General features: G+C 68.0%; 9 protein-coding genes. 8 read left to right on the plus strand and 1 reads right to left on the minus strand.

What is annotated here, in order from left to right:
• Positions 1-5: 5 nt before the first annotated feature.
• Positions 6-1,319, minus strand: a complete 1,314-nt coding sequence (locus tag I6B53_RS01330) for a hypothetical protein (RefSeq protein WP_216764505.1) — start codon at positions 1,317-1,319, stop codon at positions 6-8.
• A gap of 182 nt (positions 1,320-1,501) precedes the next feature.
• Between I6B53_RS01330 and I6B53_RS01335 the strand changes: the two genes are divergently transcribed.
• From I6B53_RS01335 to I6B53_RS01370, 8 genes are all read left to right on the plus strand, one after another.
• A complete protein-coding gene (locus tag I6B53_RS01335) occupies positions 1,502-2,533 on the plus strand; it encodes a hypothetical protein (RefSeq protein WP_216764506.1) in 1,032 nt (343 codons plus the stop codon).
• A 28-nt stretch (positions 2,534-2,561) separates the two neighbouring features.
• Positions 2,562-3,203: a heme-binding beta-barrel domain-containing protein gene (locus I6B53_RS01340; RefSeq protein ID WP_216764507.1), complete on the plus strand. Its 642-nt coding sequence runs from the start codon at positions 2,562-2,564 to the stop codon at positions 3,201-3,203.
• Positions 3,196-4,413, plus strand: a complete 1,218-nt coding sequence (locus I6B53_RS01345) for a folate-binding protein YgfZ (RefSeq protein ID WP_216764508.1) — start codon at positions 3,196-3,198, stop codon at positions 4,411-4,413. Before I6B53_RS01340 ends, I6B53_RS01345 begins: the two co-directional genes overlap by 8 nt.
• Positions 4,413-4,850, plus strand: a complete 438-nt coding sequence (dtd, locus tag I6B53_RS01350; RefSeq protein WP_216764509.1) for a D-aminoacyl-tRNA deacylase — start codon at positions 4,413-4,415, stop codon at positions 4,848-4,850. The genes I6B53_RS01345 and dtd overlap by 1 nt, the downstream gene beginning before the upstream one ends.
• A gap of 75 nt (positions 4,851-4,925) precedes the next feature.
• On the plus strand, positions 4,926-6,086 hold the full coding sequence (locus tag I6B53_RS01355) for an AAA family ATPase (RefSeq protein ID WP_216764510.1): 1,161 nt from the start codon (positions 4,926-4,928) through the stop codon (positions 6,084-6,086).
• The gene (locus I6B53_RS01360) at positions 6,086-6,715 is read left to right on the plus strand and encodes a hypothetical protein (RefSeq protein WP_253953990.1); all 630 of its coding nucleotides are present in this window, start codon (positions 6,086-6,088) and stop codon (positions 6,713-6,715) included. Before I6B53_RS01355 ends, I6B53_RS01360 begins: the two co-directional genes overlap by 1 nt.
• Positions 6,716-6,908: 193 nt before the next feature.
• A complete protein-coding gene (locus I6B53_RS01365) occupies positions 6,909-9,380 on the plus strand; it encodes an ATP-dependent Clp protease ATP-binding subunit (RefSeq protein ID WP_216764511.1) in 2,472 nt (823 codons plus the stop codon).
• A 314-nt stretch (positions 9,381-9,694) separates the two neighbouring features.
• Positions 9,695-15,715, plus strand: a complete 6,021-nt coding sequence (locus I6B53_RS01370; protein WP_216764512.1) for a fibronectin type III domain-containing protein — start codon at positions 9,695-9,697, stop codon at positions 15,713-15,715.
• Positions 15,716-15,724 lie beyond the last annotated feature (9 nt).

Raw genomic sequence — 15,724 nt, forward strand, 5'->3', positions numbered from 1 at the left:
GAAGATCACCGCATGGCGGGCGCAGGAGCTGCGGGGTCCACAGGATCGATGCCTTCGTCGGCCAATGCGTCGGCCTTCGCCTTCTGCGCCGCTTCGGCCTTGGCCTCCTCGGCGGCGGCCCTGGTGCTGCGGATCACGACATCCACCGTGGCAGCCAACAGCACCACCATGACGAGGTTGTAGACGGCTTGGGCCAGGATGTCGATGAGAGGGGAGAAGGTCGCCCAGAATGCGATCGGGTGCGGACCCAGCGCCAGTCGAATGACCTCGACAACCAGCAGGCGCAACTTCGCCGCACCTGCGATGGTCAGACACAGGAACACCATTGGAAGGAAACCTGCCACCGCCACACGACTGATCGCCTTGAGAGTGGAGAGGACCGGGCTGACCACCGGTTCGATGACCTGCGCGAAGCCGCGCCTGATGGGGTTCGGGATCCGGTTGATGCGGGCGTTGACGGCTTCGGGGGGCACCAGCAGATCCTGCGGGTCCGGCAGGGAGGCCCCGTAGACGGTGGCGCCGACGGCCAACCAGGACACGGGCACCACCACCAGGGCGCCCATTGCTTTGAGGACCCCCGCTGGGCCGCCGATGACCATGTTGACGGCCTCTCCGACAGGGCCGAAGTAGACCATCGCCGCATCGTGGAGGGCCACGAGGTCGGACACGGCTGCGCGTTCCAGGATCCAGTCGGTCACCGCGTCGACGTTCGAGGCGAAGGTCCAGGCCAGGGTCGTCAGCCACAGGGCTTCGAGGTATCCGCGCGCGCCACGCAGAAGTGTGGTCGGGCGCTTCTCCAGGACGGCGTCCAAGACTTTGCGGGTGATCAGTGCGGCCACGGCCAGGACGAGCAGGGCGGTTTCGTTCCCGAAGTTCGCGCGGCCGACGAAGTTGGCGTCCAGGCCCTTGGTCAGCCACTCCTCCGAGGTCACGTCCGCCAAGTAGGTGCGCACATCGGCGCGCAGGATCCCCTGGGAGGCGTAGATCGCCAAGAAGGGGACCAGGACCTGGATCGCGATCGAGAAGTCGTCACGGAAGCGCGCCGTGCCTTCCTCGCCCAAGGTGGGCAGTGAAGGTGCCACGGTTCGCAGCATGAACACCAGGGCGATCAGTGAGGACAGGGACGCCAGAGGCAAAACGAAGTTGGCCAACAGGGGGCTGAGTTTCGAGGCGAATGCGGCCAGCCACAGGAATGCGCCATGGCCAGCGGCGCCCACCATGAAGATCATCAACAGCGTGGGCCAGTGCCGTAGGAGGATCCGCAAGGCGGAGAAGACGATGGCCGCCGTCTGGCGCAATGCTCCCACCAACAAGTCCATGCACTTTCTCCCTGTGGACGCAGGGCGACTGGGGCATCGAGCCGGAAGCGCCTGTCGGCGCGAAGGCCGCTCGTGGCGGCTGAGTGTGGAGCCCGGGGCTTACCGACTCGATGCAGGACCATCCTAACGCGGGCATGGTGCGGATGTCCTGAGGCGTGTGCGGACTGTGGGAGGATTGCCTGGTGCAGCGATCTGACGCGTTCTCGTCCGACGGCCCCTTGCGCCGACGCCACGGGGCCGGTCACGCCTCCGCTCAACAGCCCGGCCCCGAGCGGGCCCGCGCTGCCCTGACAGGCCCTTTCCTGTCCGCCCTGGTGGTCATCGTTTTGGTCATGGCAGGGGCGGTTGCCAGCGTCCTGCCGCACTTCTCGTGGTCGATCACCGCCCTAGTGTGCCTGGCCACCATTGTCCTGGCCCGGGGTTGGCCTGCCCTGACGCGCACTCCGGTCCACCTTCCCGGCCAGGTGGGAATCGTCCTGGTCGGAGCGGCCACCGCACTGTCGGTGGCGGCCAGCCGCGACCTGTGGAGCGCTTCCCAGGCCATGGGGCTGTCCTTGCTGGTCCTCATCGGCATCGAAGTCCTCACGGCGCCACGACCCACCGACCACTCACTGGCCGGCGGCGAGGGCGAGGCGGCCCCGTGGGGCAGGAGGCGAGGTCTGCTCCGTGAGCCCGCCACGGGTGACGGAGAGGCCGAGCGCCAGGTGGGCACCTGGGCGACCTCGTCGACCACGGCCGCAATCGCCAGTTCCATGACGGGCGCTCTGCTCGCCTCCGGCGGCGCCGCCTGGGTGTGGCTGGCCAGTTCCAGCCAGTGGAGGGGTTTCGTGCCGGTTGCCGGCATCGTCGTGGCCTGCGTGGTGGCGGCCGACCAGGTGGGTGCCACGTACAGGATCCAGTCACTGATGGCGGTGGCCACTTCACTGGTGGCCGGCGCTGGAAGTGCCGTGGGACTGTGGCTGTGGGGAGGAGCAACCGGAACACTTCCGGTCCTGTTGCCCATCCTGGCGGGAAACGCTCCGTCGATGTGCGCCGCGCTGCTGCTCGGGGCGACTGCCGGGCTGGCCGTCGCCCTCGTCGTCATCGTCGTCGACGGTCTGCTGGGCGCACACGCGGGACCCCACCCGCCACGAGCCCACGTCACGCGCGGCATCGTCAAATTCCTGGTCGCCGCCCTGCCGCTGTACGTCCTGGTGCACATCGGCGGGGTCTGACCGGCAGGCGAGGCCCTAGGCTGTTGCCATGATCGTGATTCCGCAGGACATGCCCATCGATGTTGCCCCCTTGGCGTGGATGCTGGGGCAGTGGGAGGGGTGGGGGATGCTCACCCCGGACCCGGTGGCGGATCAGGCTGCCCTTCCCGACGACGCCGGCGAGGCCACCGGCTCCGTCACGGATGTGCCCGTCCTGGAAAAGGTCCGCGCAGAGCTCGTCGGCACGCAGCTTGCAGTGACGACCACCGTGTGGGCCGCCGAGTCCGACGGGAGCGCCTTGGACGCCACCTGGGACGCCGCCATCGGCATGTCGCACCTGACCTCGGGCGACCTCCTGTGGGAGGAGACCCTGTACGTGAGGGTCGAGCCTGGAAGCGGGGTGCTCCCGCCCCCCGGCGAGGTCGAACCGCGCGAATTCACCGCCACCGGCGCCACGACGAAGGGCCTTGGCACCTTGTGGTCCGGGGTGTGCGTGGGGCCGCGGGTCCAGATGGCCTCCGACGCGGTGGCACGCGGGAGCGCCGCCCTGCCCGTCGAGCACGAGGGACGCATGTACGGCCTGGTCGCCGGGGAACTGCTGTGGACCCAGGAACGCACCGTCGAGGGGAGCGATCCGGCCGTCGAGATCTCCGGGCGCCTCATGCGCGTGGCCGGGCCGGCCGATGAGTGAGGCCGAGATGGATCCGTCCTCGTCCTCGGTTCTGGCCACCTGGCCCGGTGCCGTCCTCGACAAGGGCGGGGCGGGTGACCCGACCCACGCGAAGGCCCCCACGCCGAGTGTCGCCGTGCCCCTGCACCATGGCGACCCGGCGGGTGAACAGTGGGCGTTGGAGGCCGGGCGGGGCTTGGTCGACCGTTCGGACCTGGGCATCGTCCGCGTCGACGGGCCGGACCGGCAGCGATGGCTCACCTCCCTGACCAGCCAGGTCATTGAAGGCATGGGCCCGGCGGACTCGCGTGAGCTGCTCATCCTGGACCCCCAGGGGCATGTCGAACACGCCGCAGCAGTCGTGGACGACGGGGCTTCCACGTGGCTGGTCACCGAAGGATTCGCGGCGCCGGCGCTGGCCGCCTGGCTGGACTCCATGCGTTTCATGCTGCGGGTCGAGGTTGCCGTGGATGAGTCGATGGTGGTCCTGGGGACCGTGGGCGCCGCCTCCCTGGAAGGTGTGGTCGGCGCTGCCGGGCACGCGTCGACCTGGGCCGACCCGTGGCCCGGGGTCGTTCCTGGAGGCACCGAGTACCACCAGGGTCCCCACCCCGCCGCCGGCGTGGAGGTCTTCCTGCACCTGGTCCACCGTGACAGCGCCCGAGCCTTGGCCGAGGCCTGGCTGGGAGGCGCCGACAAGCGCCGTTTTGCGGGCCTGCTGGCGTGGGAAGCCATCCGCATCGCCTGCTGGAGGCCGCGGCTCGGGTACGAGGTCGACTCCAGGACCGTGCCGGCAGAGGTCGACTGGCTGCGCACCGCGGTGCACACGCACAAGGGCTGCTACCGCGGGCAGGAGTCCGTGGCCCGCATCCTCAACCTCGGGCGCCCCCCGAGGCGCCTCGTCATGCTGCAACTGGACGGGTCGCGCGGGGACCTGCCCGAGGTCGGTGCCGCCATTGAGCGCTCCGGACGCCGCATCGGCACGCTCACCTCCGTGGCCCGGCACGCGGACATGGGGCCGATTGCCCTGGCCCTGTTGGCGCGCAACGTTCCGGGCGACCTCGTCCTGGACTTGGGCGGGATCGCCGCCGCACAGGAACTCATCATCCCCATCGACGGACGCGCCGCCGCCTCGCCTGCCGAGCGCCCCGGCGCTGAGCTGCGCGAAGGCGCCCTGCGTCGCCCTGACGTGCGCGCATTCGGCGGCGCCTCCGGCATGGGGGCCCGCTGATGAGGGCCGTCCTGCAGCGGGTCAGTCGAGCCGGCGTGAGCGTGGACGGGCAGGTGGTCGGCGCCATGGAGCGGCCGGGCGTGCTGGCCCTGGTGGGGGTGGCACGCGGGGACGGCCCCGAACAGGCGGCAACGATCGCCCGCAAGATCGCGGAACTGCGGATCCTCGACGGGCCCGACGGAAGCGAGGTCGGCGTGCAGGAATCCGGTGCGGCGGTCCTGGTGGTCAGCCAATTCACCCTCTACGGTGACACGCGCAAGGGGCGGCGCCCCTCGTGGGCGCAGGCCGCCCCCGCAGCAGAGGCCGAGCCCCTTGTCGACGAGGTCGTCGCGCACCTGCGCGCTCGCGGCATCGAGGTGGCCACGGGACGCTTCGGGGCCATGATGCGGGTGGAACTCGTCAATGACGGGCCCTTCACCGTCCTTGTCGAGGCCTGAAGTCCGCCTGCATCTGTGACGTGAATCGCATGTGGTAGCTTGATGGGCGAGTGACGGTCACACGGACGGAGAACCATGAAGGCGACACATGTCTCCGCGAAGAATTGGCGCAACTTCAAGAGCCTCGACTTCGACATCGGTGGGCGACTCTTCGTCGTCGGACCGAATGCGTCAGGAAAGTCCAACCTGCTGGATCTGTTCCGTTTTCTCTCCGACATCGCTTCCCGCGGTGGGGGGTTGGCCGATGCCGTGGACAAGCGGGGAGGACTGTCAAAGGTCCGAAGTCTTTTCGCGAGGAATCACGCGAAAGGGCGCCTCGTCATCAAGGTCTCGATGGAGGACGGCGAGGACGAATGGACCTACAAGTTGTCGATAAGGGGGGAAAGCGGCGGACTCAACCGCCCGATCGTCGACAGTGAGATCGTCGAACTCAATGGTGAACGAATCCTCGACCGCCCGGACCAGGCCGATCGGGACGACCCGGAAAGACTCGTTCAGACGCACATTGAACAGATCTCGGCCAACCAGGCGTTCAGGAAGATTGCCACCTTTTTCTCGCAGGTCCAGTACTTCCACTTGGTCCCCCAAATCATCCGGGACCCGTCACGAATCCCCCCGGTGGAGGCGGACCCCTTCGGTTCGGACTTCATCGCCCAGATGAATGCGATCAAGTCGCAGCGTACGCGAGAGGCATGGCTTCGCCGAATGCAAGGCGCTCTCAGCGCTGCTGTTCCAGGGTTTGAATCCTTGAGCATTGACGTCGATGCCAGTGGCCGTCCACACCTTGTGGCCGGCTACAAGAACTGGCGCTCGAAGCCCTCTCGCCAGAGTGAGGCCGACTTCTCCGACGGGACACTGCGACTCATCGGACTTTTGTGGGCGATCATCAAAATGCCGGCGAATCCGGGAATCCTGCTCTTGGAGGAGCCGGAACTCTCGCTGAACACGGCGATCGTCAGGGAGCTGCCCTCCACCTTGGCGCAGGCGCGCAGGTCGAGTGACCTGCAGATCATCCTGTCGACCCACGCGCCGGAGCTGCTCGATGACGAAGGCATCCAACCGGACGAAATCCTGGTCCTCCGAGTGGGCAGGGACGGGACCACAGGGGACCTCCTGTCCGACATCGACGATGCGGTTGCCGATCTGCGACTCGACGTGCCCACATCGGATGTCGTGGGACGCCTGACCGCTCCAGAGGACCTGACGGGTCTGACCCGTGCGGTGCGGTCAAAGTGATGGACGAATCCGGGCGCCCGTACGTGTCGGTCGCCGTTGAAGGGCGATCGGATGTCGGCATGGCGCGCTCTGTTCTTCGGCACTGCGGTTTCGAGTTGGCCGGACCTCCCCTCGTCAAGGACGGAAAGTCGAATCTCGATGGACTCATCCCTGGTCTGGCGCGCATGGGTCCGCACAGGCCATGGGTGGTCTTCCGTGACGCAGACTCGGCGTGCCCGGTGGAACTGCGTGCGCTCCTGATCGCCGACCGCCCCCACGACGGGTCCTTCGAATTGCGGATCGCGCGCTCGATGACTGAGGCGTGGTTGATGGCCGACCACATGTCCTTCGCTCGCCGCTTCAAGATCCGAGCCGGGTCCATCGCCGCTGAACCTGATGAACTTCCGCACGCCAAGAGGACGTTGCTGGCGTTGGTGGCGGATTCGACTTCGCGCTCGGTCAAGGAAGACATGGTCCGCAAGGACGGTGCAAACGGCCCCCTGTACGCCAGTCGCATCAATGATTTCGCCGAGCACCACTGGGATGTGGCACGAGCGTGCGAACGCAGCCCCAGCCTGGACCGGACGGTGAGGCGACTGACCGAAATGTGCCATCGGATTCGAGCGAAGACGGCAGAACCTCCACGCTGACCCCGATCACACGGCTCCCCTCACGCCCTGGGTGAACATCGGCCCGCGAGCTGCGGGCGCCCCCTAGTCTGGATGCCGGACAAGGGGCGCAGTACGTCCTCGTCCCCGGACCGTGCCCGCACGGACGGGCCGGGACGAGAACCCGCGCCCCCGCCAGGCGGCCACCGCCGCAGGAGAGAAGAAAGGGGAACCGATGTTCGAAAGGTTCACCGACAGGGCGCGACGTGTCGTCGTCCTTGCCCAGGACGAGGCCCGCGGCCTCCGCCACAACTACATCGGGACCGAGCACCTGCTCCTCGGCCTCATCACCGAGGGTGAAGGCGTTGCCGCCAAGGCGCTGGAGATGATGGAGATCAAGCGCGACGACGTGCGCGCCGCCGTCATCGACGTCATCGGCGAGGGAGAAAAGCCCGTCGAAGGACACATCCCCTTCACCCCGCGCGCCAAGCGGGTCTTCGAATTGTCCCTGCGTGAGGCACTGCAGTTGGGCCACAACTACATCGGCACCGAGCACCTGCTGCTGGGACTTCTCAAGGAAGGCGAGGGCGTCGCCGCCCAGGTCCTCACCAAGCTCGGTGCGGACCTGGCCCAGGTGCGCCAGAGCGTCATCCAACTGCTCTCCGGCTACCAGAGGGGCGAGGGCGGTGAAGGCCGCGAGTCCGTCGGGGCGGGCGTGGGTGGTCCCGGCTCGCCCGAGCGGGCCAACTCGGCGATCCTCGAACAATTCGGACGCAACCTCACCCAGGCCGCCCGCGAAGGCAAGCTGGACCCGGTCATCGGCAGGCGCACCGAGATGGAGCGCGTCATGCAGGTCCTGTCGCGCCGCACGAAGAACAACCCGGTCCTCATCGGAGAGCCGGGTGTCGGCAAGACCGCCGTGGTCGAAGGACTGGCGCAGGCCATCGTGGCCGGCGACGTGCCCGAGACCATCAAGGACAAGCAGATCTACAGTCTGGACATGGGCTCGCTGGTGGCGGGTTCGCGCTACCGCGGTGACTTCGAGGAACGCCTGAAGAAGGTCCTCAAGGAGATCCGCACCCGCGGCGACATCATCTTGTTCATCGACGAGATCCACACTCTGGTGGGTGCGGGAGCCGCCGAAGGTTCGATCGACGCCGCCCAGATGCTCAAGCCCATGCTGGCCAGGGGCGAGCTGCAGACCATCGGCGCGACCACCAATGACGAGTACCGCAAGTACATCGAGAAGGATGCGGCCCTGGAACGCCGTTTCCAGCCGGTCAAGGTCGAGGAGCCCTCGGTGGAGGAGACCGTCGGCATCCTCAAGGGTCTGCGCGACCGCTACGAGGCCCACCACCGGGTCATCATCACCGATGCCGCCATCGAGGCGGCGGCGGAGCTGGCGGACAGGTACGTGTCGGACCGTTTCCTGCCGGACAAGGCCATCGACCTCATGGACGAGGCCGGGGCGCGCCTGCGGATTTCTCGTATGACGGCGCCGCCGGAGCTGCGTGAACTGGATGAGAAGATCGCGAGCATCCGTCGTGACAAGGAGTCCGCGATCGACGACCAGGACTTCGAAAAGGCCGCATCCCTGCGTGACGAGGAGTCGAAACTGGGCGAGGAGCGCAAGGCGCGTGAGGCCGCCTGGAAGGGTGGCGAGAGCCAGGACCTGGCAGAGGTCACCGAGGACGAGATCGCCCAGGTGCTGGCAATGTCGACCGGCATTCCCGTCTTCAAACTCACCCAGACGGAGTCCGCGAAGCTGCTGCGCATGGAGGATGAGCTGCACAAGCGCGTCATCGGCCAGGAGCAGGCCGTCAAGGCCCTGTCCCAGTCGATCCGTCGCACCCGCTCGGGCCTGAAGGACCCGAAGCGTCCCGGCGGCTCGTTCATCTTCGCCGGCCCCACAGGTGTGGGAAAGACCGAGCTGGCCAAGGCGCTGGCAGAGTTCCTCTTCGGCGACGAGGACGCCCTGATCCAGCTGGACATGAGCGAGTTCTCCGAGAAGCACACGGCATCGCGCCTCTTCGGTGCTCCCCCCGGCTACGTCGGTTACGACGAGGGCGGGCAGCTCACCGAGAAGGTCCGTCGTCGTCCCTTCTCCGTCGTCCTCTTCGACGAGGTCGAGAAGGCGCACCCGGACATCTTCAACTCGCTGCTGCAGATCCTGGAGGAGGGGCGACTCACCGACTCGCAGGGCCGCAAGGTGGACTTCAAGAACACCGTCATCATCATGACGACGAACCTGGGCACCCGGGACATCAACAAGGGCGTGCTCACGGGCTTCCAGGCCTCCGACCACCTGACCCACGACTACGGGCGCATGAAGGCGAAGGTGAACGAGGAGCTCAAACAGCACTTCCGCCCCGAGTTCCTCAACCGTGTGGACGACGTCGTCGTCTTCCCGCCGCTGGACAAGGCGCAGATCACGCAGATCGTCGACCTGATGATCGCGAAGCTGGCCGAGCGCATGGAGGCGCAGGACATGCGACTGCAGCTCACCGATGCGGCGCGCGAACTGTTGGCGGACCGCGGTTTCGATCCTGTGCTCGGTGCGCGACCGCTGCGACGGGCGATCCAACGGGACATCGAGGACGCCCTGTCGGAAAGGATCCTCTTCGGAGAGATCACGCCCGGGCAGGTCGTCACCGTCGGTGTCACGGGAGAGGGTCCGGACAGGGAGTTCACCTTCAACGGACAGTGAGGTGCGGCGCCTGGCGCGCATCGACCATGTGGTCCTCCCCCTTCAAGGAGCGGCCGCCCCCCGGAGCCCCGGCCTGTGCCGGGGCTCCGGCCGTTCCTGGCCCCGGGTGTTTCGCGGCTCCAGGTCGCTTCACGGCCGGGGCGAGTGGGGAAAGTCACTCGTCGAATCCTGTGCGGGCACACTCGGGTGACGACATGCGGCCCGCCTTGCGGGCGTGGGGTACGTCACCGTGGTTGCATGTACGTTTGGCCGCCAGCCATTTCCTCGTGAGAAACTGGGATTCGTCAGCTGTCCTATCCCGCAATGAGGTGGCAATGGCTCCCCGCAACACACGGCAGGCGATGCGAAGTCTCGCTCGCCGGGCTCCCGCCGTGTTCGTGCTGGTCTGCGCCCTCGTGCTGTCGGTGCTGGCCATCGTCCACCAGGGCGTCACCACCACCGAAGTCGATGTCGACGACGGAGGGATCTGGGTGACCAACGCCTCCAAGCGCCTGGTGGGACACCTCAACTACGAGTCCCGAACCCTCGACGCGGCGCTGCGCACCCAGACCGTGGAGTTCGACCTGGGCCAGACCGCCGACCTCGTCACCCTGCAGGATCGCACGGCCCACTCACTGACCCCGGTCGACGTGGCCAAGGTGGGCCTCGGTGCCGCCACCTCGCTGCCCGAAGGAGCTGCCTCCGTCCAAGGCGGGGATCGCGTCGGTGTCATCGACCCGGCCGAAGGCAACCTGTGGATCACCCAGGCCGCCAACCCCTCGTCGACCGCCTACACCGAGGAGACGGCACTGGCCACCGACCTCGACGCGGGAGTGGTCACCACCTCACACTCGGGGCAGGTCTTCGCCGCCTCCGCCCCCGCAGGAAGACTGACCTCGGTGCGCGTCGACGGCGAGATCAACCGCACTGAGACCACGACCCTGGCGGGCATCGCCAAGGACGCCGACCTGTCACTGACCACCGTCGGTGACCAGCCGATCCTCCTGGACCGCTCCTCACTGAACCTGCGCCTGCCCGACGGCACCGTGAGGGACCTGTCCAAGGAAGGCGTCTCCAACGACGTCGTCCTGCAAGAGCCCGGCCCTGAAGCGACCTCGGTGGTGATGGCCAGCGGAACCGCCCTGTTCAGCGTCCCCCTCGACGGGGGTGCGCTCACCTCGGTGCCCGCATCCCGGAGTGGAGGCACGGGCAAGCCGGCGCCTCCTGTCGTCCATCGCGGATGCACCTACGGCGCCTGGTCCACCACCGGCGCCTACCTGCGCACCTGCCAGGATCCCTCGGCCAACGTCTCCATGGTCGTCGACACCCTCAAGGGCGCCGCAGAGCCTCGTTTCCGCACGAACAGGACCCGCATCGTCCTCAACGACGTGCGTCAAGGAGCCGTGTGGCTGCCCGAGGAGAACATGGTCCTCATGCAGGACTGGGACCAGGTCGAGAACGAACTGGACAAGAACGACGACAAAGAGGTCAACCCCGACGTCTCCGAGCAGATCTCCGACCCTGAGACGCGCGAGAAGAACACGCCACCAGAGGCCCAGGACGACTCCTTCGGCGTGCGCCCCGGGCGTACCGCCACCCTGCCGGTCCTGGCCAATGACTCCGACACGGACGGCGACGTGCTCACCGCACGCCCGGTGACCACACCCGGCTTCGGCACCGTGGCCAGAACCCGGGGTGGCCGGGCCCTGCAGATCACCGGGGTCCCCGACCAGGCGGGCGCCACGACCAGCTTCACCTACGAGGCCTCCGACGGCCAGGCCGTCGACACGGCCACGGTGACCGTCGACGTGCATCCCTGGGACGTCAACGGAGCCCCCGAACGCCAACGCGACGCCAACGTCAAACTCGGCGCCAACGCCCAGATCGAGTACAACGTCCTGCCCGACTGGCTGGACCCGGACGGCGACCCGATCTTCCTGGCTGGCGCCGCCGCACCCGAGGGCCTCGACGTCCAGTTCCATGAGGAAGGCACCCTGGTCATCCGTGACCTCGGGGCCACGCCCGGCCTCCACACCATCGACCTGCAGGTCTCCGACGGCACGGATGTCGGCAAGGACGTCCTCTCCGTGAACGTGCAAGCCCCCGGAAACATCCCGCCCGTGGCCAATGCGGACTTCTACGTCGCCCGAAAGGGCGAGACCATCACACTGGAGCCCCTGGCCAATGACTCCGACTCCAATGGCGACACCCTGTCACTGGCGGCAGTGGCCAGCGCTCCGGCGGGAACCGTCCTGACCCCCGACCTGGACCTGTCCACCCTCTCCTTCACGGCACAGACGCCGGGCTCCTACCAGTTCACCTACACGGTGACCGACGGTCCTGCCACCGTGCTCGGGATCATCCGCGTCGACGTCGTCGATCTGGCGGACAAGGCGGTCCCGGTCGCCGAGGACGACCTCGTCGTCCTGCCCGCCGGCGGCTCGGCCCTGGTCGCCCCACTGAACAACGACACCGACCCGGGTGGCGGCGTCCTCGTCGTCCAACAGATCTCCCCGGACGAGGCCAGCGGACTCGAAGTGACCCTGGTGGACCGGCACCTGCTGCGCATCACCGCGCCCGGCGGACTCGACAAGGCCGTGTCCTTCCCCTACACCGTCTCCAACGGAACCAACACCGCCACGGCGCTGGTCACAGTGGTTCCCACGAAGGCGTTGGACTCCAAGCAGCCCCCCGAATTGCGGGCCGACAGCGCCAAGGTCCGCGTCGGTGATGTGGGATCGGTCCAGGTCCTGGCCAACGACCGTTCACCTGCGGGTCTGGCGATGAAGGTCGACACGAAACTCGATTTCGAACCCGACCCGGAGGTCGGTACCCCCTTCGTCACGGGCAACCTCGTGCGCCTGGAGGCCGGCACCAAACCCGGCGTCATGCACGTCGGGTACACGGTCCACGACTCGGCCGGCAACTCGGCGTCCTCGACCGTCACCTTCCAGGTCCTGTCCCGGGACGGCGCGAATGCCCAGCCTCAACCCAAGCCGTTGACCGCGTGGGCGGCCAGCGGTGAAACCGCCCGCATCCCCGTGCCCCTGCACGGGATCGACCCCGACGGCGACTCCGTCACCCTGGTCGGCATCGAGCAGTCGCCGACCAAGGGCACCGTGGCCCTGGGGGTCGACTGGTTGGAGTACACGCCTTCGACCGGCGCCACGGGCACCGACGTCTTCACCTACATCGTCGAGGACCGTCGCGGAAAGCAGGCCACGGCGCGTGTGCGCGTGGGCATCGCCCCTCCGGCCTCGTACAACCAGGCGCCCATCGCCGTGCCCGACGTCGTCCTGGCCAAACCCAACCGGCGACTGGCCGTGGCGGTCCTGGCCAATGACCTGGACGCCGACGGCGATCCGATGATCCTCCAGGATTCGCTCCAGACCAACGACCCGACCCTCAAGCCCCGGGTCAACGGCTCCACCGTGGTCATGACCACCCCGGCCACATCCGGCACCTACGTCGTGTCCTACCTGGTCACCGACGGGCGTGGAGGCAGCGGGCGCGGCACTTTGACAGTCAACGTCTCCGAGGACGCGATCCTCCAGGCGCCCATCGCCCGGGACGACGTGGTCTCCGTGTCGGACCTGCCCCAGGACGGCGGGCCCGTGACGGTCTCGGTCCTCGACAATGACGAGGACCCCGACGGCGACGCCTCCCAGCTCACGGTCTCGACGAAGGCCGCCGGGGTCCGCGTCTCCGGCAAGCAGTTGGTCATCACGCCGGAGCCGACCCGCCGACTGGTGGTCTACACGGTGACCGACCCCGATGGTCTGAGCGCATCGGCGGTCGTCTCCGTTGCGGGCCTGGACCGCACCCATCCGGTGGTGGACGAGACCCGCGTACCCATCGAAGTGCGCGCCGGTGAGGAGCTTTCCATCGACGTCACCGACTACGTCCTCGTGCGGACGGGACGGTCCCCACGCATCGTCAACGCCGCCTCCCTCAAGGTGTCCACGGGCATCGACGCGGGTGCCAGGGTCACCGACGCCACCCACGTGAGTCTGCGGGCCGCCAAGGACTACTCCGGCAAGGCCTCGGTCTCCTTCGAGGTCAGGGACGGCGCTGCGGACGACGACTCGGCCTTGTCCGCCATCGTCGCCATTCCACTGGTCATCACCTCGACGAGCAACAAGCCGCCGACACTGCAGCCCACGCCGATCAGCGTCGCCCCCGGTGAGGAAGCCACCCCCACGGACCTGTCCCTGATGGTCAACGACCCCGACGGGGCCGACCCCACGGGCTTCACCTACACGCTGCTCAAGGCGCCGGAGTCCGTCGTCGTCGGCCTCGAAGGGCACACCCTGTCCACCCAAGTCGGCGTGGACACTCCCAAGGGTGCCGCCGGAGCAGTCACGGTCTCCGTGGACGACGGGTCCGGCGCGGTCCTGGCCGACATCCCCGTGACCGTCGTGGCCTCCACACGGCCCAAGATCCAGGTCTCCGACGCGGTCGTCGAAGCGGCCAGTGCGGGCGCCCCCCAGACGATCGACCTGACCCAGTACACGATCAACCCCTTCCCGGAGACCCCGATCAAGGTCACCGGAGCCACCGTGCAGCAGGGCGAGGGCACGGTCGACCCGCAGGGCACCACGTTGACCATCACACCGGCCGCCGGCTACCACGGCGACATGGTGGTCACCTACAGGCTTCTGGACGCCACCAACGACGCCGACCGTGCGGTCGAAGGTCGGGTCCGCCTGGCCGTCAAGGACCGCCCGGACGCCCCGACCATCGGTGAAGTCACCTCTCCCGCCGCCGGAGTCGCCCTGGTCAACTTCATCCCCGGCAAGGACAACAACTCGCCGATCACGAAGTTCACCGTGTCGACCTCGCCGGAAACCGGCCTGCACGAATGCTCCTCCGGGTCCTGCCTGGTCCAGGGGCTGGCCAACGGGCAGAGCTACTCCTTCAGGGTCAAGGCGACCAACGCCATCGGGGACTCCGACTGGTCGGGCTACTCCGCGGAGGTCCTCGTCGACGTCAAACCCGGCCAAGTGACCGGTGTCCAGGCGGTGGCCGGCGAGTCCAGCGCCCAGCTGACGTGGCTCGCCCCGGACAACAGCGGGTCGCCCATCGTCGGCTACGTGGTCACCGTGGTGGGTGACGGGGTCCGTCAGGACGAGGTCGGGGCTGCGACCTCGGCGACGATCGACAACCTGAAGCCCGGGGTCACCTACCACTTCACCGTCAAGGCGCGGAACAGCCATCCGGATCCGGGACCCGACTCGCCACCGTCGAACCAGGTGATCCCCTACGGCAGACCGGGCGCACCCACGAACGTCGGCGTCGTGGCGACCCTGGGCGACGACCAGGGTGCCGAGATGGACCTGGCGATCTCCTGGGCACTGGGTGCCGTCAACGGGGCCGCCTACGACGCCGTCGAATTGGAGGTCGGCTCGCGGGTCATCTCACTGACCGGTCCGGCGACGTCCTACGCGGTGCGGGTCCCGGCGGCCCCATCCGTGCACATCGGGGTGCGCGCCCGAAACGGTGGCGGTCTCTGGTCGGACTGGACGCGCAAGGAATTGCCGATCAAGGGCAAGCCGAAGGCCCCCACGGGGCTGAAGGTGGCAGCCACCGGCGCGCACGGGCAACTGCAGGTCACCGTCTCCAAGCAGGCCGGACACGGGTTCAGCGCCAGCGAGATCTCCCTGGAATGGAGCACCGACGGTGCCTCGTGGCGGCGCCTGAACTCCTCCGTCATCGACGTGGGCACCGACGCGGCGGTCACCGTCATGGTCCGCCAGAACGCGGGCGGAGTCGCCGGACCCCACGTGTCCGCCGACGCCCAGGCGTGGGGTCCCCTCAACGGGCTGCGCATCTCCACGCACGTCCAGGGGGATCGGGTCACCGTCAACTGGTTCGTCGACAAGGGGCCCTCATGGGCTCCCAACCCCGATGTGACCTTCACCGTCCAGGGCGGGGCAGGTGGCTCCTACGGCCCCTACTACAGCCAGACCGAAGGGTCCTTCGTCCTCGAAGGCCATTGGAACACGACCTACGAGATCCAGGGCAGGGCGGTGGGCCAACACGACACCTCCGTCACCGGATCCGCCCGCGCCACCACCCCGCCCCGTGACGGCAGCGCCTGGGGCGGATGGGCGGCGTGCACACCAGAGCAGGTCAAGCAGGGCGAGGACCCGGCCACATGTGTCGTCCTGACCGTGTCCTCCAAGGACTGGGAGGCCACCGACACCCTGCGGTGTTCGGCCACCGACAGCTCCACCCGTGCGGTGGTGAACTTCCAGGTTCCCGCCAACACGGAAGGCGCGCGCACGGATGTGCGCATCGCCTCGGCAGATGACGGGGCCGTCGGCGCCGCCGGGCTGTCCTGCAGGCGACCATGACCCACATCC

This window comes from Schaalia sp. 19OD2882 (assembly GCF_018986735.1).
Lineage (GTDB): Bacteria > Actinomycetota > Actinomycetes > Actinomycetales > Actinomycetaceae > Pauljensenia.

What these genes read in the sequence shown, in the direction of transcription:
- I6B53_RS01330 (WP_216764505.1), bottom strand. Translation starts at nt 1,319, where the DNA reads ATGGACTTGTTGGTGGGAGCATTGCGCCAGACGGCGGCCATCGTCTTC.
- I6B53_RS01340 (WP_216764507.1), top strand. Translation starts at nt 2,562, where the DNA reads ATGATCGTGATTCCGCAGGACATGCCCATCGATGTTGCCCCCTTGGCG.
- I6B53_RS01345 (WP_216764508.1), top strand. Translation starts at nt 3,196, where the DNA reads ATGAGTGAGGCCGAGATGGATCCGTCCTCGTCCTCGGTTCTGGCCACC.
- dtd (WP_216764509.1), top strand. Translation starts at nt 4,413, where the DNA reads ATGAGGGCCGTCCTGCAGCGGGTCAGTCGAGCCGGCGTGAGCGTGGAC.
- I6B53_RS01355 (WP_216764510.1), top strand. Translation starts at nt 4,926, where the DNA reads ATGAAGGCGACACATGTCTCCGCGAAGAATTGGCGCAACTTCAAGAGC.
- I6B53_RS01360 (WP_253953990.1), top strand. Translation starts at nt 6,086, where the DNA reads ATGGACGAATCCGGGCGCCCGTACGTGTCGGTCGCCGTTGAAGGGCGA.
- I6B53_RS01365 (WP_216764511.1), top strand. Translation starts at nt 6,909, where the DNA reads ATGTTCGAAAGGTTCACCGACAGGGCGCGACGTGTCGTCGTCCTTGCC.
- I6B53_RS01370 (WP_216764512.1), top strand. Translation starts at nt 9,695, where the DNA reads ATGGCTCCCCGCAACACACGGCAGGCGATGCGAAGTCTCGCTCGCCGG.